This window comes from Halorussus salinisoli, from assembly GCA_005239435.1.
Classification (GTDB): domain Archaea; phylum Halobacteriota; class Halobacteria; order Halobacteriales; family Haladaptataceae; genus Halorussus; species Halorussus salinisoli.
In genome coordinates this window covers 680610-698500 of record ML241305.1, presented here as the reverse complement: position 1 = coordinate 698500, position 17891 = coordinate 680610, and the positions used below count along the sequence as shown (strand labels likewise).

Sequence of the window (17891 nt, the reverse complement as noted above, 5' to 3'; positions counted from 1 at the left end):
GGGCGGGTCACTCCACTTCGCGTTTCAACTCGGCCAGTTCGTTCATCGCCTCCAGCGGCGTCATCGTCGCCACGTCCACCTCGCGGAGGCGGGCGGCGAGTTCGTCCTCCGGGCCGTCGGCGATGGCCTGCGGTGGCGGGTCGGACGCAGAAGCCTCCACGTCTGCGGACTCCGCCTCCGCCAGCAGGTCGCGCGCTCGCTCGACCACGTCGTCCGGGACTCCGGCCTCGCGGGCGACCTGCACGCCGTAGGAGGCCGTGGCCGCGCCGCGGCGCACGTCGTGGTCGAAGACGACCTCCTCGCCGGTCTGGTCGGCCGAGAAGTGGAGGTTGAACGCCCGCGGGAGTTCGTCGGCGGTCTCGGTGAGTTCGTGGTGGTGGGTGGCGAACAGCGTCAGCGCGCCCACCTCGTCGTGGACGTGTTCGGTCACGGCGCGGGCGATGGCGAGACCGTCTGTGGTGCTGGTTCCCCGGCCCACCTCGTCCAGCAGTACCAGCGACTCGTCGGTCGCGCTCTCCAGAATCGAGGCGAGTTCCGTCATCTCGACCATGAAGGTGGAGCGACCGCCGGCGATGTCGTCGCTCGCGCCGACCCGGGTGAAGATGCGGTCCACAGGGTCGATTCGGGCCTCGGCGGCCGGGACGAAACTCCCGGTCTGGGCCAGGACGGTGACGAGCGCGACCTGCCGCATGTACGTCGACTTCCCCGACATGTTCGGGCCGGTGATGACCGCGAAGGAGGCCGTCGAGTCCAAGTGGGCGTCGTTGGGCACGAACGACTGCTGAGTGCGCTCCACGACGGGGTGGCGGCCCCGCTCGACGTGGATGCCGTCCCCGCCGATTTCGGGTCGGGCGTAGTCGCGCGTGGCGGCGACCTCCCCGAGGGCGGCCAGCACGTCCAACTCGGCGAGGGCGTCGGCCACGGCCTGCACGCGCTCGGACTCGGCCGCGACCGTCGCGCGGACGTCGCGGAACAGTTCGTGTTCGAGGTCGTCGGCCCGACTCTCGGCCCGCAGAATCTCGTCCTCGCGCTGTTTGAGTTCGGGAGTGTAGAACCGCTCGGAGTTCTTGAGCGTCTGGCGGCGGTTGTAGTCGTCGGGCACCGAATCCAGGTTCGGATTCGTGACCTCGATGTAGTAGCCGTGGACCGAGTTCTGACCCACCTTGAGCGAGTCGATGCCGGTTCGCTCGCGCTCCTGTTCCTCCAGGTCGTCTATCCACGCCTTGCCCTCGCGCTCGGTCCGTCGGAGTTCGTCGAGTTCGTCGTCGTACCCCGACCGAATCACGTCGCCTTCGGTGATTTCGCGCGAAGGGTTCTTCCGAATGGCGCGGTCCACGAGGTCCCGAACGTCGGCGAGTTCGTCGAGACTCCCCCGGAGTTCGGCCAGCAGTTCGGACTCGAAGTCGGCCATCGCGGCCTTCAGTTCGGGCACCACGTCGAGTGTGGCCTTCAGCGACCGCAAGTCGCGGGCGTTGGCTCGTCCTCTGGAGATGCGGGCGACGAGACGCTCGATGTCGTACACGTCCCTGAGCAGGTTCCGGGCCTCCTCGCGGGCCTGCACGTCGTGGGTCCACTCCTCTACCGCGTCGAGTCGGGCCTCGATTCGGTCGGGGTCGAGCAGTGGGCGTCGGAGCCAGTCCTTCAGTTTCCTGCTTCCGAGCGCACACGAAGTCTCGTCCAGCACGCCGAGCAGGGTCACGTCGGCGTCGCCGTGGACCGTCCGGCGCTCGAACAGTTCGAGGCTGGAGAGCGCCACCCGGTCCAACAGCATGTACTCCCGCGGTTCGTAGCGCGTCAGGTGGTTGAGGTAGTCGAGGCGGTCGTCTTCTCCGCCGCGGGTGTACTCGGCGTAGGCGAGCAGGGCACCGCAGGCCCGGACCTCCGAGTCCGCCGCGAGCAGGGTGTCGGGCGACCCGAAGTACGCCTCGACCTTCTCGGTAGCCGCCTCGTGGTCGAACGCTTCGGCGTCGTAGGGCGAGACCATGCAGTCCGCGTCGAAGGGGTCGGCGTCGGTACCGGGTTCCACGATGGCCTCGGCCGGGCCGAACCGACTCACCTCGTCGGCGATTGCGTCGGCCCGGCGCGCGCTGGTCGCGTAGAAGTCGCCGGTCGACACGTCGAGCAGGGCGAGACCGTAGCGGTCGGGGTCCTCCGTGAGGCAGGCGACGAAGTTGTTGTCGTCGGTGTCGAGGAGTTCGTCCTCGGTCAGGGTCCCGGGCGTCACGATTCGCGTTACGGCCCGGTCCACCACGCCGGAGGCCTCCTCGGGTTCCTGGACCTGGTCGGCGACCGCGACCCGGTAGCCCGCGTCGAGCAGGGTCTCGATGTACGACTCGGCGTTGTCGATGGGGATGCCCGCCATCGGGTAGGTGCCCGTCGAGTCCTCGCGCTGGGTCAGCGCGATTTCGAGCAGTCGGGCGGTTCGCTCGGCGGCGTCGCAGAACGTCTCGTAGAAGTCCCCCACCTGAAACAGCACGAGCGAGTCGTCGTACTCTCGGCATAGCTCGAAGTACTGACTCATCATCGGCGTCAGGTCGTCCTCGTTCTCGGCCATCTTCTCGGGTGGCCCCAGCGCCGCGTCCATGAGTGAATCTAAAGTGGCCCGAGCCAAAAATAGGAATCGGAAGCCGACGAGGGGATTGGGTTTTCTCGTCCAGCGCGGCGGGTGTTTCGAAACGGGGAGCGTGCTCGACTGTCACCACGGAAAAGACGCACGAAATCGGCCGTGGGCGGAAGGGCTAACAGTTACCGACGACGTACGACTGAACATGACCGACGCAACTTCAGCGGCCTCCGAGAAGCCGGTCCACCTCGACGACGCCGACGACCTCGACGCCTTCGTCGCCGACCACGACCTCGTGCTGGTGGACTTCTACACCAAGGGCTGTTCGCTCTGTCAGGCTATCGAGCCGGTCGTGGGGAACGTGGCTCGCGTGACCGACGCCGCGGTGGGAATGCTCAACCCCCGCGACGACCCCCGACTGGTCGAGGAGTACGACGTCCGGAGCGTTCCCACGCTCCTCCTCTTCGAGGACGGCGAACTCGTCGGACGACTCGCCGAGGGGTTCCAGCAGACCGAGGCAGTGGTCGAGTTCGTAGAGTCGAGAGGCGAGGCGTAGTCGCGCGATTCTCGAAATCGGCGTCCGTTCTCGAAACTCGAGTAATTCACGACGAACAGCCACGACGGGAGGACACCGGACGCGTGCTACCGTCTGTTCGGGTGATATCAGTTCTCGTGACTTCGTTGGGACACCTGACGGAGTACGGGTTCGGCAAAGGTCACTCGATTCAGAGGGAAACGAATCAGAAGTCGGAGGAGCGATACGGTAACTGAAGTCGTCTTTCAGGGTGATTTTATAGGTCGAGCAGTCTACTACGGCTTATGGGAACGTCAGGGCCCTCGAAACACACACTCGACGAGATACTTACTGTGTTCACGAGGGACACTTCAGGAACGCCTCTCACGACGTCCGAAGTCGCTGACGAACTAGACGCTACTCGACGCGTTGCCGCCAGCAATCTCGAAGAACTGGCTGACCGAGGCAAACTCGGGACCCGGACAGTCGGTGCAAACGAACGAATCTGGTGGCGACCGACCGAGCAACCCCAGACCACTCCGGACGGTGACGAGTCTCGAATCGAACGAGTGCAGTTCGACGAGTTCGTCGGGGCAGTCACCGACTACGCGATTTTCGTCCTCGACCCTGATGGTTACGTCCAGACGTGGAACGAGGGTGCGAGACAGCTCAAAGGCTACGAGAAAGACGAGATCGTCGGCCAGCACTTCTCGACGTTCTACACCGAGGCGGACAGAGAAGCGGGCGTCCCCGACCGGAATCTCGCGATAGCGGCTGACGACGGCCGTGTCGAAGACGAGGGCTGGCGTGTCCAGAAGGACGGTTCGCGGTTCTGGGCAAACATCACGCTCACCTCCCTCTACGACGGCGACGACCTCCAAGGGTTCCTCAAAGTTACCCGGGACATGACCGAGCGCCACGAGTACGAACAACGACTCCGCGAGCAGAAAGAACGATTCGAGACGCTCGTGCGCGAGGTCAAAGACTACGCCATCTTCCTCCTCGACACCGACGGAATCGTCCAGACGTGGAACGAGGGTGCGAGACAGCTCAAAGGCTACGATGACGACGAGATCATCGGTGAACACTTCTCGACGTTCTACACCGAGGCGGACAAAGAGGTAGGCCGTCCCGAACAGAATCTCGAAAAAGCACACGAAAACGGTCGAGTCGAGGACGAAGGCGAACGCGTCCGCAAGGACGGATCGACGTTCTGGGCCAACGTCATCATCACGGCCCTCCATGACGACGACGGAGACCTCCGTGGGTTCGCAAAAGTCACCCGGGACATGACCGAGCGCCACGAGTACGAACAACGACTCCGCGACCAGCGCGACGAGTTAGACGAACTCAACCAAATCAACGCGGTCATCCGAGACATCGACCAGGTGCTCGTCTCGGCCACCTCGCGCGAGGAGGTCGAACAGGCGGTGTGCGATCGGTTGGCGGCGTCTGAGCCCTTTTCGGCCGCGTGGACCGCCGAGTACACCGCCGACTACGAAGAGGTTACGCCGCGAGCGTCGGCCAGCATCGACGAGGCGTATCTGGACGCGATTCGGACGGCGGACGCGGACACTGCCGAGCGAACGGAGAAAGGCGTCGGAGCGACCGCACTCGAGACGGGGACGCCCCAACCCGTACAGCGACTCCAAACCGACTGCGGCGGCGAACCGTGGCGAGAGGCCTCGCTCGCAGCGGGTTACGGGTCGGCGCTTACGGTCCCGCTCGTGTACAACGAGGCCGAGTACGGCATTTTGACGGTGTACGCCGATAGCGAGTCCGCCTTCGACGAACGCAAAATCGCCGTGATGAGCGAGTTGGGCGAGACAATCAGTCACACCATCTCCGCGATCAGACGGAAGGAACGCGAGCAGACGCTCACCGCGCTACAGGAATCGACGCGCAGATTGCTCAACACGGAGACCGAGACGGAGATCGGCGACATCATCGTAGAAACGCTGACGGACGACGCCGCACTGTCCGACGCGGTCGTGTACCGCTTCGACGCGGCCGAGAGCGCGCTGGAACCGGTGAGTTCGTCGTTCGAGGCCGAGTCGGATACGAACCGATTGGCGTCGCTCAGTGCCGGAGCAGACTCGCCCGTCTGGCGGAGTTTTCAGGAAGGCAAAACGCAGTTTACCGAATCTATCACGCCCGAAACGGTGACTGGCGACCGCCGAACGATGTTGGTTCCGCTCGGGAGTTACGGCGTCCTCGCCGTCACAGAGGCAGATCAGGAGACGTTCGAGATGAACGCTCAGGACCTCGTGCAACTCGTCGCGGCGACTGCGGAGGCCGCACTCAAGCGGACTGAGCGCGAGCGTCGCCTCCAGCGCCAGAACGAGCGGTTAGATAAGTTTGCCAGTATGCTGGCGCACGAACTCCGGAATCCCGTCAACATCGGTCAGATCTACAGTCGACAACTGCCGAACGAGACGTACCCGGAGGCGGTCGAGTACGTCACGGAGGCGTTCGACCGGATCGAGGAAATGATCGACGTTATGCTGGTGTTGACCCGGGGCCGCGAGGCCGTGGGCGAGCGCACGCCGGTCGAACTCGGGGACGTTGCACACGATGCGTGGGACGACGTGGATGCGCCCGACGCGGCGCTCGAGGTCGCGATTGACGACACGATTCACGCGGACAAGACGTACGTCCACCACCTGTTCCGAAACCTGTTCGACAACGCGGTCGAGCACGGCGGGAGCGACGTCACGGTCACGGTCGGCGAACTCTCGACTGGATTCTACGTGGCCGACGACGGAGTTGGAATCCCGCCAGATGAGCGTGAAACCGTCTTTCGGGAGGGCTATACGACCGCGTCCGAGACGGGGGGAACGGGGCTCGGACTGGCGTTCGTGAAGGAGTTGGCCGAGGTCTACGGGTGGGACTGCCAGGTGACGGAAAGCGACGCTGGCGGGGCGCAGTTCGAGTTCGAGAACGTGACCACGACCGAGAGCGGAACCGATTAATCCACACCACAACTGAATCGCCAACTACTCTCGAGCCCGAAGGAATCTGCAGAGTCAACTATTCCTCTCCTCAAGACCACTACTACGAGACGAAGCCGGCGGTGTATCCAGAACGACCGTAATCAGCGACCTTCTGCTCCGTTGACGAGTCGCTCGAATTGATGTGGCGGAATCGCCCCGCGAGCGGCGTGGCCGTCGTACGCGAACGTGGGGATACCCGAGACGCCCCGTTCTTTCGCCTCCTCGAAGCGCTGTTTCATCTCGGCTTCGAGTTGGTCGTCGTCGATAGCGTCGTACACTTCGTCTTCGGGAACGCCGACGCCGTCAGCGATGTCTGCGATGACGACGGAATCGCCGATGTCACGGCCGTCTTGCCAGAGTGCCTCGAACGTGCGCTCGTGGAACGCCTCGAAGGTCTCCTCGTCGTACGCTTGCTCGACGTACAACGAGACCTTCTGGGCGTCCCACGAGTCGACCTCCAGTGAGTAGTCGAGCGTCATCTCGACGTCGTACTCGTTCTTGAGACGTTCGACGTTCTCGCGGACCTGCGCGAAGTAGTCGTCGTCCTTCCCGTCGTCTACGTCGTGGTCGATGCTTCCGTCGGGTTGACGCTTGTAGCCCCGGAGGTCGAAGACGTGCCACTCGACGTCCGGCGGATCGTCGGCTTCCTCGAGGTACTCCTCCATGGCCGCTTTCCCGAGATAACAAAAGGGACAAACGTAGTCCGAGAAGACGGTGAGTCTGTCTTCGTCGATCGTACTCATACATCCGCGTTACGGCGCGAGAGGGAAAAGCCCATCACCCGAAGCGAAGCCTTCCGGTTGCCTCTCCTCACGAGGACAGTCCGTGTAGAGGGATTCTACTCCGAGCGGACCGTTCCCTGCTTGCCGAGCAGTTCGAGGATTGCACCTGCCGAACGATGCCGAAGGCCTCGTCTAGACGATCCACTTCTGACGGGGTTGGATCGGATGTGCGAACGTCTTTTAGTCAGCACTCTGTTCGGGCGCTTCTGACCGTTCAACTTGTAATGGATTGACGGCAGAGGTCGCAGTCACCAACCGTAAGAACTGACCCGCATTCGTGAGCAACTTGTTCTCCGCCTTCCGAAGGTGTTCTTCGTAGGTCGACCGGGCCACGGACGTCCGTTCAGCGAGTTCCCGAAGTGACGTTCTTCGGGGCTGTTCGTAGTACCCGCTCTCGAGGGCCAACTGGAGTGCCGCCAACTGTCGCTCGGTGATGTCGTCGAACAACTGGTCGACCGGAGCTAGCATACTGTGCGGGATCTGTTGTTCCGTGATGGCGGTCTTCGAGAGTACTTCGATGTCTCGATCTGCTTCCAAGTCCGAAAGCAACGCTCGGACGTCGGCTTCGTCGAAGGCGATTACCGTGTAATGCTCCCACCCTTGTTGGTGTATCGTCGGCGGTTGATACAGGCAGTTGTGTTCCTCGAATCGGTCGATAATGGAGTCCTCGAGCGAACAGAGGCAAGACTGCGTAACGACGTGCAGACCGGTACTGTCGACCGACTGGTGAAGGATACTCCCTAGCTTCGTTATCTCCTCGAGCAGTTCGTCTGTCGGTGCCGCTGTGGAGGTGATTTCGAGGACTTGGCAGTCGCTCAAGTACCACTCGCGTATCTTGAGGTCGGGATACCGTTCCGAGATTTTCCGGTACGGACACTCGTGTTTCACCCGGAACGAAGCCTCGTACAGACTCATAGAAACAGATTCGGTCTCACCCGAATTAACGGTGCCGGTCATGACCGGCACCACCTATATCCAGATACTTACCGTACAGAGGAGTACCGATGACTGAAATCAGTCCGAACGAACTCGCCGACCGGTTGCAGGCCGACGAGGAGGGTCTTCTCGTCCTCGATATTCGCCACCAGGCTGACTACGACGACTGGCACGTTCCAGACAGCGTCAACGTCGACGTGTACGACGAACTGGTCGACGATCAGGACGCAGCGAAAGACGCTCTCGAAGAACTCCCCAACGAACCGGAAATCGTCACCGTCTGTGCCGCAGGCGTCGTCTCGCGGACCGCGACTGACGTTCTCCGAGAGATGGGATACGACGCCATCACGCTCACGGACGGAATGAACGGGTGGAGCCGCGTCCACCGGAACGCAGCCGTGTCCGTCGACCTCGACGGGCAACTAGTTCAGGTCGCCCGTCCGGGCAAGGGCTGTCTCTCCCACGTTCTGATTTCGGACGACGAAGCTGCCGTGTTCGACCCGTCTCGCTACGTCGAAGAGTACGAGGAGATCGTCGACGATTACGACGCCGAACTCGTCGCCGTGTTCGACTCACACGCTCACGCCGACCACGTCTCTGGAGGCGAGGAACTCGCCACTCGTCACGGCGTTCCGTACTTCCTCCATCCGAAAGACGCGCTCGCTATCGACGCAACCCCACTCGAAGACGGCCAGATTATTCGAGTCGGAAACGCCGACATCGAGGTCGTCCACACGCCGGGGCACAGCGAAGGGAGCGTTTCGTTCGACGTCGGTGGCGAGGCGCTCATCACGGGCGATACGCTCTTTCACGAAAGCGTTGGACGCGTCGAACTCGGCGTCGAAGCCGGTATCGAAGACTCTGACGTCGAAGGCAACGCGGCGACGCTCTACGAGAGCCTCCAGCGACTCCGTGACCGGGCAGACGACGCAGTCGTTCTTCCGGCCCACGATTCGGGGTCGCCGGAACCGCCTGTGACGGCGACGCTGAGCGAAGTCGAAGCGCAGAACGAGGACCTCGGACGTGACCGGGAAGAGTTCGTAGAGACGCTCGCCTCGGACGTCCCGGATCACCCGCCGAACTTCGAGCGCGTCAAGCGAGCGAACGTCGGTCGGGAATCGGTGCCCGACGAGGAACTGTCCGACCTCGAACTGGGACCCAACCGCTGTGCGGCCGAATAACTCATGAGTGAGACGAAGACCCTCGAACAAGGTATCCGCGAACATCTCGGCCAGTTCTCGCTACACATCCTGCTGGTGTTCGCGACCGGCCTAACTATCGGGTCCGAACGCGCCGTCGTGCCCGTACTGGGTCGCGACGTGCTTGGCGTCGAGTCGCTGTTCGTCATCGGCTCGTTCGTCGTCTCGTTCGGATTCGTCAAGGCTCTCCTCAATCTCTACGCGGGCAAGTGGGGCGAAGAGTACGGCCGCAAGCCCGTCCTCATCCTCGGGTGGGCGACTGCACTCCCGCTCCCGGTCATCCTCATCTTCGCGCCGAGTTGGGGCTGGATCACCGTCGGGAACGTCCTGTTGGGCGTCAATCAAGCATTGACGTGGAGCATGGCGATCAACGCCAAAATCGACCTCGCTGGCCCTGACCAACGTGGACTGGCTGTCGGCATCGACGAGGCGTTCGGTTACACCGGTGTCGCCGTCGGTGCGTGGATCACGGGTGTCATCGCGAGCCGGACGAGCCTCCGACCCGAGCCGTTCTACTTCCTCGCCGCCGTCGTGGTGTTGGCGTTCCTCATCTCCATCTTCCTGATCAAGGAGACGGTTCAGTACGCGCAGGCCGAGGGCGACGACGATCACCACGACGCGAACCTGCCGTTCAACGAAGTCTTGAAGCGGGCGACCTACGGCGACAAGACGCTGTTCGCCGCGGCACAGGCTGGACACGTCGAAAATTTCGTGGATACGTTGTTCTGGATCGCAGTACCGCTGTATCTCACGAGCCAAGGTCTGGGAATCGCGGCCGTCGGCGTCGTCGTCGGCGTCCACAGCGCGATGTACTTCCTCCAGATCGCGACCGGTGGACTCGCCGACCGCATCGGTCGACGCCCGCCGGTCGTCGTAGGCATGTTCGTCGCTGGAGCGGGAGTCCTCGGGATGGTGTTCGTCACCGGATACCTTCCGTGGGCGATTCTGGCCGGTATTTCCGGATTGGGAATGGCGCTGCTGTATCCGAACCTGATGACGGTTCCGAGCGACGCGGCCCATCCGACGTGGCGGTCGGCAGGGATGGGAGTCTATCGGATGTGGCGGGATTCGGGCTACGGCGTCGGCGCGATTCTGATCGGACTGTCGATGGAGTTCGTGAATGCCGAGGCCGCCTTCTACATGACGGCGATCCTGATGTTCGTCTCGGGTGCGGTCGTGTACTTCTGGATGGAAGAGACTCATCCCGATTTCGGCACGCACGAACCACCGGCACCTGTCCCGGAATCACCGGCACAGACGACGTCCGACGACTGAGAGGAGTAATCGACAGTAGTTCGCCCCCGCCTGTTCAACCCGTTTTTGACGGTTCCGATGCCTCGATGTCGCGCCTTTCTCTCCAATCGCCGGACCGTGATGGTGTCGGTACGTAACGTTACTCTTGCCGATCGTAAACGCGAGAATAGATTTCGTCGTCAGTCTGCCAGACCGTCACGGTAAAACCCTCGATATCGAACTCGACGGACACGTCCGAATCTCCGGCGTGGCTGACCAGGCTATCGAGCGCATCTGTATCGACGAAATCGTAGAGGGTCGAATCCCGCGACTCCCAGTTGACGTGCTCTTCTAACGCTTCGAGGGCGATCACACTTGCTTTCCGTTGGCTCCTTTCTATTCCGTTCACAGCGTGGACAGCCGTCATCTCGTGTACTCTTCGAGAGAGGCGATAAAAGAGCGTTGACGAACATATACAGTACTGTCGGGTGTTCCTGGGCGGTCGGTGGTTGGCCCGAGACCGATGCGGTACAACAGTCTGCTGGACACTCCCCGGACTCGCTTGCCATCGTGAGCCACCACGTTCTCGGACTGGATAGTCAGCAGTCGACGGACTCGGGATCTATCGACTCCGTCGCTGGTTCCCCCTCGGGAATGCCCAGGAAGATCACGTAGGCTCGCGCTCCGTCTTCGCTGTCCGCCGTGTGGACGGCACCGGGATCGATCCACGCATCACCCGCCTCGTAGGTGCGGGTAACGCAATCATCCGCTATCGTGAACTCGATTTCCCCCTCGACCATGTGGACGATGGACATCCCGGGATGCTGGTGCCAGCCGGACCTCGCTCCCTCCGTCCACGTCGCCTCGGCCACGATGACGTTAGACGCATCGTCCATCTCGATGACGATGGGTTCCTCGTCCTCGGCGTCGGCGAAGGTGAGTTCGAACGTCGCAGCCACGTCGTCGGAGAAGGCTGCGGGCTCTCCGAGTATCTCGACCTCGAAGCCGTCGTGGTCGTCTTCGGTTTCCGTGGTCGTCTCCTCCTGTGCGGTTGCACTGCTGGCCGTCAGCCCTGTGAGACCGAGCAGGCTGGCCCCCGCGCTTACTCGAAGAACGTCGCGCCGTCGCGGTGATTTCTCTCCTCTTGACATCTCTTCCAGCGACTATCCACGACATTTTATAGCGAGCATATCGTTCACCCGAGTCACGGTAAATTGTCTCGAGGAAAATCGTCAATACTAACGGGTAACTACCGTTTCCGCCGAGACGGGGGAGATTTCTCTCTACCCTTTTCGATCGAAGAGAGTTTCACGGAGCCGTGTAGTCCAACGTCCCCGGGCTACCGGTAGTCTCGACGTACTAGAGGACTCCTGCTTCCCTGCTACCTCGGCGAGGCCGCGGTGGAGCAGTACCGCAAACGGGCCGACGACCCGCCCGAAGTCGAGTGGTGCTTCTACGACCGTCGAGGGTAAAGCGCGACGAGTCTCAGGCGCGAGTTCCGGCCCGAACGAGATTCCCGACCAGTAGGGCGATGCTCGCCACGAAGAACAGCGCGCCGAGTGGCGACGCGAGGTCCACGAAGAGCCAGTAGAGCGGCGCGGCCGCGGCGGGACCGGCCGATGCGACGGCCAGTTCGGCGACCACGGGGCCACAGCAACAGCAGGCGTTCGGGGCGGCCACGGCCGCAGAGCCGGTGGTCACTTCCGCACCGCCGCCTGTGGCGTTCGCGCGCCACTGGTAGGCGAGGAGCGCGGCGTTCAACCCGACCAGTACCGCGACCAGTCCGACCATGCCGCCCATCCCGACCGACAGGACGCCGCTGAGTGGCGTCGTCCCGAGGAAGTCGTGGAAGTGGAACTCGACGCCGGGCCAGTAGACGAGGGGATTGGCGACCCGCGCGGTCGTGACGAAGCTCCGGCTCAGGTCCACGCCGCCGCCCGCTTCCGGCACGAACGTCAGCATGCCCATCGAGAACATGAAGAACAGACCGGCCACCACGCCCGTGCCAGCCCCGAACCACCTGCTCGGTCGGTCGGCCAGCGCCCGGCCGAGCAGAACCTTTCCGTCGCGCCAGACTACGTAGCCGACGGTCGCCAGCGCGGTCGCGGCGAGCAGGTAGCCGACCGGGTTCGTGAGCGACCCCGGCACGAGGACGGGGTAGGCGACCCAGAGGCCGAGGACCATCCCGAGCGCGGCGTACCGCGGTCGGTCGGACCAGCGCACCCGGCCGACGACGAGGCTCCCGATTACGATCGCGAGACCGATGCCCAGCGTCAGCGGGCCGAACCACGCCCGCGAGATGGCGGGTTGGCTGGTCGCCAGCGTCTCGACCGGAGAGAGCTGGACCAACCCGACCGCTCCGACTGCGGCCACGACGAGCCCCGCGAACGCACCCCCGAGCGCGGCCGTCGCCGAGGTCCAGCGCCGCGCGTACGCGCTCCCGACCGTCGCCGCAATCCCGACGACGAGAACCGCGAGCGCCAACCATTGGGGCATCGGCGGGGTCGCCTCGCCGCCGTGGGCCGAGGCGACCGGCACCGCGCCGAGTGCAGTCAGGAGCGTGGCTCCCCGCGCCACCGAACGAGTGTGCATGCGCGAGTATCGGTTTCGCGGCGATTTGTATCCGTTGCATCCTTCCGACGGCCGCTACTTCCTCGACTCCGCGGGCACTCGGGCGACCACTCTACCGTGGGTGGGACTGAAAGGGGCCGCCCGGTCGCGGGCCTCTGGCCCGTGGTCGTCTCAGCGGCCTCTATCCGAGACAGCGAAGCGAGCGAGGATACGTCGCTGAGCGACCACGACCGGGCGGGGGCTTTCTGAACCAACGTCACTCCTCGTTCACCAACGCTGATTCCACCGACTCCGATGTCGGAGACGACGTAAAACGAACGTTCTAATCGGTCTCCTCGGCGTTCTCCACGCTCGGGTGCATCTCCGGTTCGTCCGGATGCGATTCGTCGAAGTAGTCCTGCATCGCCGAACGCGAATCGTCCTCGCGGCTACGGCGCTCGTCGTCGCCGATCTCCTCGCATCCGGGCGGCACCTCCCGGCCGCGGCCGGTGAAGTACCCCTCGGGAGCGACCCAGTCGTGGTAGAAGGGTCGGTCGTCGTCTTCGAGGAGCGTCACCGCGACTTCGGCACCGTGTCCGGCGTTGACGATTGCCTGATGGGGTTTTCCGGCGAGTCGCCCCGCCGCGTATAGTCCTTCGACGCCGGTTCGCCCCTTCTCGTCGGTCGCAACGAACGTCTTTCCGCGGTCCACCAACTCCGGGCCGTCGAGCGGTTCGAGGTAGTCGGTCGCGTTCTTCGTCGCGGCGACGACGTACTGCGACCGGTAGCGACCGCCGTCGGCCGTCTCCGTCACGAATCCGCCGCCGGTCGCTCCGACTCGACTCCCCTCTGTCGAATCGCCGCGACTCCCGTCGGGTCGTCGGACCCGCGTGACCTCGGTCTCTCGGTACTCGCAACCGGCGCGTTCGGCCTGGTCCAGCATCATCTCCAGCAGGAGTCGGGCGTCCACGCCCGCCGGGAATCCGGGGTAGTTCTCCAGATTGGCGTTCCGACGGAGAATCGACCCGCCCGCGTCCAGAATCACCGTTTCGAGACCGTTTCGCGCGGTGTAGATGGCCGCCGACCGGCCCGCGACGCCGCCGCCGACGACGAGTACGTCGTAGTGCTGGTTGCCGTCGCCGTTCTGTCGGTCTGTCATGCTCGTGTTGTCTCTCGGAGTGCCGCCGCAATAGACCGTTCGCTGTGACGTCGACCCGCTTGGAATGGTCTGTAAGATTGGTTTCTATTTCCCAAACATGTGATATAGTTTCTTTAGTATAGACATTTCGTTCTATGACGTGTGAACGACCGTCTGAATACGGTCGAAAGGCTGATTCAGGCTCGGAACTCTTCGAGAGGAAGCGAAGAAGCTAGCTACTCGTGAGCCATTCGTACCGCAACTGCACCGCTCCCGCAACCGCACCGCAACCGCACAGCTTACCGCGGGCCTCCTCCACCCCAGCCTCCTCCTTCGCTTCGCTCAGTCGTCCACCGTCAGAGGCACACTCTGACGAGCCTTCAGTCACTCCGCTCCTGAAGACCTCGCGCGGTTGGCGCGGCGCAGTCGCGCCGCGCCAGCACGCGCCGGAGTTAGGTGTCGAGAGTCGTGCGCAGGGGGAATATCGAGAGATGTGTACCGAGGCAGAATCGAGAGAGGCGTACCGAGGCAGAACGCCGAGGGGAGCGCACGGCCGGGGACGTCCGCCGAAAGCTACGTCACCGTGGGGGCCGAGCGTCCGCTATGGACGCAGACGCCCTCTCGGAGTTCGGACGCCGCGACTGGCAGACCGAATCGGACCTCCAACCCGTTCGATTCGCCATGATCGGACTCGGGTGGTGGACCCGCGAGGAGGCCATCCCCGCGACCGAGGACAGCGACTGGTGCGAGACGACCGTGGTGGTCAGCGGCGACCACGACAAGGCCGAGGACGTGGCCGAGGCCGCCGAAACGGCGATTACCTACGACGAGTTCCACGACGGCGAGGCCACCGACGAGTACGACGCCGTCTACGTCGCCACGCCGAACGCAAAGCACCTCGAGTTCGCGGAGTCCGCGGCCGAGTTCGGCAAGGCGGTCCTCTGCGAGAAACCCATGGAGGCGACCCCCGAGCGCGCCCGCCGGATGGTCGAGACCTGCGAGGAGGCCGACGTGACGCTGATGGTCGCCTACCGGATGCAGACCGAACCCGCGGTCCGACGGGCGCGCGAACTCGTCGACGACGGAGCCATCGGCGACCCGGTTCTCGTCCACGGAAGCATGTCGCAGGACCTGCTGGAGATGATTCCGAACCCCGACCAGTGGCGACTCGACCCCGACCTCTCGGGTCCCGGCGCGTCGGTGATGGACCTCGGCATCTACCCGCTGAACACCGCGCGCTTCGTCCTCGACGCAGACCCCGTGGCGGTCTCGTCGTTCGCGCGCTCGGAGGACGATGCGTTCGCGGACGTGCCCGACGAGGCCGCCACCTTCGAGATTCGATTCGACGACGGCACGCTGGCGGCCTGCTCGGCCAGCCAGAACGCCTACCGGTCGAGCCACCTGAAGGTCGTCGGCACCGAGGGCGAGGTCCGTATCGAACCCGCGTTCTTCGACCGCCAGGACCGGCAGTTAGCCCTCGAAGTCGAGGGGACGACCGCCGACGTGGACTACGAGCAGGTAGACCAGATGCTCGAAGAGTTCGACTACTTCGCCCACCAACTCCGGACCGGCGGAGACGTCCACCCCGACGGCCGCCACGGTCTCACGGACCTGGAGGCGATGGCCGCCATCTACGAGAGCGCCGAACAGGGGTCGGTCGTGGAGTTATAGAGTCGGCCGCGGAGTTATAGCCGAAACTCGTCGCAAGCGCCGCGAACGAGAACGAGAAGAGTAGTTCGTCGCTTTCACGTTTCGAGAAAAGAGCGTTCAGCCGAGGACGTAGCGCAGTTTGGGGTAGCGCTCGACCAGCGCCTCGCCACCGAGGTCGTACTGCTCGATGATCGCGTCCAACCCGAGGATGCGGCCCGCACCGAACGCCGCGACGGCGAGGAAGACGAGCATGTACGCGAAGTCCCCGTTGATGAGGCCGTGGGCGACGTCCCAGTTGCTGAAGTAGAACATCAGCATCATGAACGCGCCGAAGAACGCCGCGAGGCGGGTCAGCGCGCCCACCAGCAGGGCCAACCCGATGAGGAGTTCGCCCCACGGCACGGCGATGGTGAGGAAGTCGGCGAACCACGGCGTGCTACCCATCCAGTGGAACATGTCCACCAGCGGACTCTCGGCCGGAACCGCGTTCATCAGGTAGCCGGTCGCGCTGAAGGGTTCGGCCGCCGTAATCTTGTCCCAACCCGAGTAGAGGAAGGCGTAGCCCATCATCAACCGCAACGCGAGAACGAACCACGCGCTCAGGCTGTGGGCCTTCCCGTGGACCGTGACGCCGCCGATCGTGCTTTCGAACTCGTTCACTCTGGTTTTGATTTCGTTAGTTGCCATCGGAGTTCACCTTACAGTTGAACAGACGCGCCTGTAGGGTATATAAATAGAGAGTGGTTCCCAGTTTCAGAGAACGATATACTCCACGCCGAACAAGTTCGCGGGCCGGTCGTTCAGTCGGCGTTCACCGGACAGGACTCCTCGGCGTACTCGACCTGCGAAAGCGTTTCGATGGGGTCGTCGCCACACACCGGACAGTCGGGATTCCGGCGGAACTCGACCTCCTCGAACGTCATGTCCATCGCGTCGTAGAACAGCATTCGGCCGTCGAGCAGTTCGCCCTCGTCGAGCAGGTACTTGACCGTCTCCGTCGCCTGCACGCATCCGACCGTGCCGGGAAGCACGCCCAGCACGCCGGTACTCGCGCAGTCGGCGACCATCCCCTCCGGCGGCGCTTCGGGGAACAGACACCGGTAGCACGGCCCCTCCGTGGTGAACGTCGTGACCTGTCCCTCGAACTTGTAGATAGCGCCGTGGGAGAACGGCGTGCCCGAGAGCGTGCAGGCGTCGTTGACGAGGTAGCGCGTCCGGAAGTTGTCGGTCGCGTCCACCACGAAGTCGTAGTCCTCGATTAGCCCCGCCACGTTGTCGGGTTCGACTCGGACCTCGTGTGTCCGGACCGTCACGTCGGGATTGAGGTCGGCCACGAAGTCGGCCGCCGACTCGACTTTCGGGCGACCGACGTCGTCGTTCCCGTGGATAATCTGGCGCTGGAGGTTGCTCAACTCCACTTCGTCGTCGTCGGCGACTCCGAGGGTGCCCACGCCCGCGGCCGCGAGGTACTGAATAATCGGCGCACCGAGGCCGCCAGCGCCCACGACCAGCACCGCGGCGTCGAGCAGTGACTGCTGACCCTCGGGTCCGACCTCGTCCATGATGATGTGCCGGGAGTAGCGGTCGAGTTGGGTCGGGTCGAGCGAGAGACTCATGTCCGGGGGTTGGTGGTCTCGGTGTAAAAACCCGCCGCTGGTCGGTTCGAAAGAGTGAAAAATTCGCTCGGGCACGGCGCGTGCGGTCTGCTTACTTCGCGCGACCTTGACCGCTGTTGTTGCTCGGGCGGTTGTGTTCGGTGCCCTTGCCCTTCTGCTGGAGACCGCGGTTGCTCTGTCCGGCGCTGGTCAGACCGCGGTACGCACGGCCCTTGTGGGAGTCGTCGCAGATCCAGTTCAGGTCGTCGTCGTTCTCGATAGCCGGATGCTCGGGATCGAGCAGGATCACTTCGAACCACTTCTGGCTACCGTCTTCGCCGACCCAGTAGGAGTTCAGCACGCGCAGGTTGCGGAACTTCCGACTCGAACGCTCCTCGGCGATGCGCTGGAGGTTCTTGCGTCGGTAGATCCGGTTGACACCCTGCCGCTTGCTGCGTCGGCCAGCCTTGAACCGCTTTTTGCGGGCCGACCCCTTGCGCACGCTGACGCGGGCGACGACGACGCCCTGCTTGGCCTTGTAGCCCAGTTCGCGGGCCTTGTCGAGGCGGGTCGGTCGCTCGATGCGCTCGATAGCGCCCTGGTCGCGCCAGTCCTGCTTTCGCTGCCACTGGAGTTCGGCGAGATCGCCGTCGTCCGGGTCCTTCCACGCGTCCTTGATGTGGGAGTAGAAACTTTTTGCCATGGTTGTCACCACGGGCGTTGTGTGGTTCAGCCTGC

General features: G+C 63.7%; 15 protein-coding genes. 5 read left to right on the top strand and 10 right to left on the bottom strand.

Annotation, left to right across the window (positions count from 1 at the left end; translation table 11 throughout):
• Nucleotides 1–7: 7 nt before the first annotated feature.
• Nucleotides 8–2584, bottom strand: a complete 2577-nt coding sequence (gene mutS / locus E2484_RS03525) for a DNA mismatch repair protein MutS (RefSeq protein ID WP_137283832.1) — start codon at nt 2582–2584, stop codon at nt 8–10.
• 184 nt (nt 2585–2768) lie between these two features.
• Here mutS and E2484_RS03520 point away from each other — a divergent pair, with 184 nt between their 5' ends.
• Together E2484_RS03520 and E2484_RS03515 are read left to right on the top strand one after the other, a co-directional pair.
• Complete coding sequence (locus E2484_RS03520; protein WP_137283831.1) at nt 2769–3119, top strand: thioredoxin family protein; 351 nt, start codon at nt 2769–2771, stop codon at nt 3117–3119.
• Between the two features lie 263 nt (nt 3120–3382).
• Nucleotides 3383–6049: a PAS domain S-box protein gene (locus E2484_RS03515; RefSeq protein WP_137283830.1), complete on the top strand. Its 2667-nt coding sequence runs from the start codon at nt 3383–3385 to the stop codon at nt 6047–6049.
• A gap of 122 nt (nt 6050–6171) precedes the next feature.
• Here the strand turns inward: E2484_RS03515 and E2484_RS03510 are convergent, their stop codons facing one another.
• Together E2484_RS03510 and E2484_RS03505 are read right to left on the bottom strand one after the other, a co-directional pair.
• Nucleotides 6172–6813, bottom strand: coding sequence for a DsbA family oxidoreductase (locus E2484_RS03510; protein WP_137283829.1), 642 nt, complete (start codon nt 6811–6813; stop codon nt 6172–6174).
• Between the two features lie 219 nt (nt 6814–7032).
• Complete coding sequence (locus E2484_RS03505; RefSeq protein WP_137283828.1) at nt 7033–7767, bottom strand: helix-turn-helix domain-containing protein; 735 nt, start codon at nt 7765–7767, stop codon at nt 7033–7035.
• 89 nt (nt 7768–7856) lie between these two features.
• Here E2484_RS03505 and E2484_RS03500 point away from each other — a divergent pair, with 89 nt between their 5' ends.
• The gene (locus tag E2484_RS03500; RefSeq protein WP_137283827.1) at nt 7857–8969 is read left to right on the top strand and encodes an MBL fold metallo-hydrolase; all 1113 of its coding nucleotides are present in this window, start codon (nt 7857–7859) and stop codon (nt 8967–8969) included.
• 3 nt (nt 8970–8972) lie between these two features.
• Nucleotides 8973–10262, top strand: a complete 1290-nt coding sequence (locus E2484_RS03495; RefSeq protein WP_137283826.1) for an MFS transporter — start codon at nt 8973–8975, stop codon at nt 10260–10262.
• Nucleotides 10263–10380: 118 nt separating this feature from the next.
• On the opposite strand, the gene E2484_RS03490 is transcribed toward E2484_RS03495, so the two are convergent.
• From E2484_RS03490 to E2484_RS03475, 4 genes are all read right to left on the bottom strand, one after another.
• Entirely contained in the window at nt 10381–10647 is a 267-nt protein-coding gene (locus E2484_RS03490; protein ID WP_137283825.1) for a HalOD1 output domain-containing protein, read from the bottom strand.
• Nucleotides 10648–10819: 172 nt separating this feature from the next.
• On the bottom strand, nt 10820–11371 hold the full coding sequence (locus E2484_RS03485; protein ID WP_137283824.1) for a cupin domain-containing protein: 552 nt from the start codon (nt 11369–11371) through the stop codon (nt 10820–10822).
• Between the two features lie 334 nt (nt 11372–11705).
• Entirely contained in the window at nt 11706–12812 is a 1107-nt protein-coding gene (locus tag E2484_RS03480) for a hypothetical protein (RefSeq protein ID WP_137283823.1), read from the bottom strand.
• A gap of 301 nt (nt 12813–13113) precedes the next feature.
• Nucleotides 13114–13929, bottom strand: a complete 816-nt coding sequence (locus E2484_RS03475; RefSeq protein WP_137283822.1) for an NAD(P)/FAD-dependent oxidoreductase — start codon at nt 13927–13929, stop codon at nt 13114–13116.
• Nucleotides 13930–14511: 582 nt separating this feature from the next.
• On the opposite strand from E2484_RS03475, the gene gfo6 reads away from it, so the two are divergent.
• Nucleotides 14512–15579 (top strand): D-xylose 1-dehydrogenase Gfo6, encoded by a 1068-nt coding sequence (gfo6, locus tag E2484_RS03470; RefSeq protein WP_137283821.1) that lies wholly within the window; start codon nt 14512–14514, stop codon nt 15577–15579.
• Between the two features lie 96 nt (nt 15580–15675).
• Here gfo6 and E2484_RS03465 read toward each other — a convergent pair whose 3' ends face one another.
• The 3 genes from E2484_RS03465 to E2484_RS03455 all read right to left on the bottom strand — a co-directional run bounded on the left by E2484_RS03465 (nt 15676) and on the right by E2484_RS03455 (nt 17856).
• Nucleotides 15676–16245, bottom strand: coding sequence for a DoxX family protein (locus E2484_RS03465; protein ID WP_137283820.1), 570 nt, complete (start codon nt 16243–16245; stop codon nt 15676–15678).
• Between the two features lie 113 nt (nt 16246–16358).
• Complete coding sequence (ubaA, locus tag E2484_RS03460) at nt 16359–17174, bottom strand: SAMP-activating enzyme E1 (protein WP_137283819.1); 816 nt, start codon at nt 17172–17174, stop codon at nt 16359–16361.
• 91 nt (nt 17175–17265) lie between these two features.
• Nucleotides 17266–17856: a 50S ribosomal protein L15e gene (locus E2484_RS03455; protein WP_137283818.1), complete on the bottom strand. Its 591-nt coding sequence runs from the start codon at nt 17854–17856 to the stop codon at nt 17266–17268.
• Nucleotides 17857–17891 lie beyond the last annotated feature (35 nt).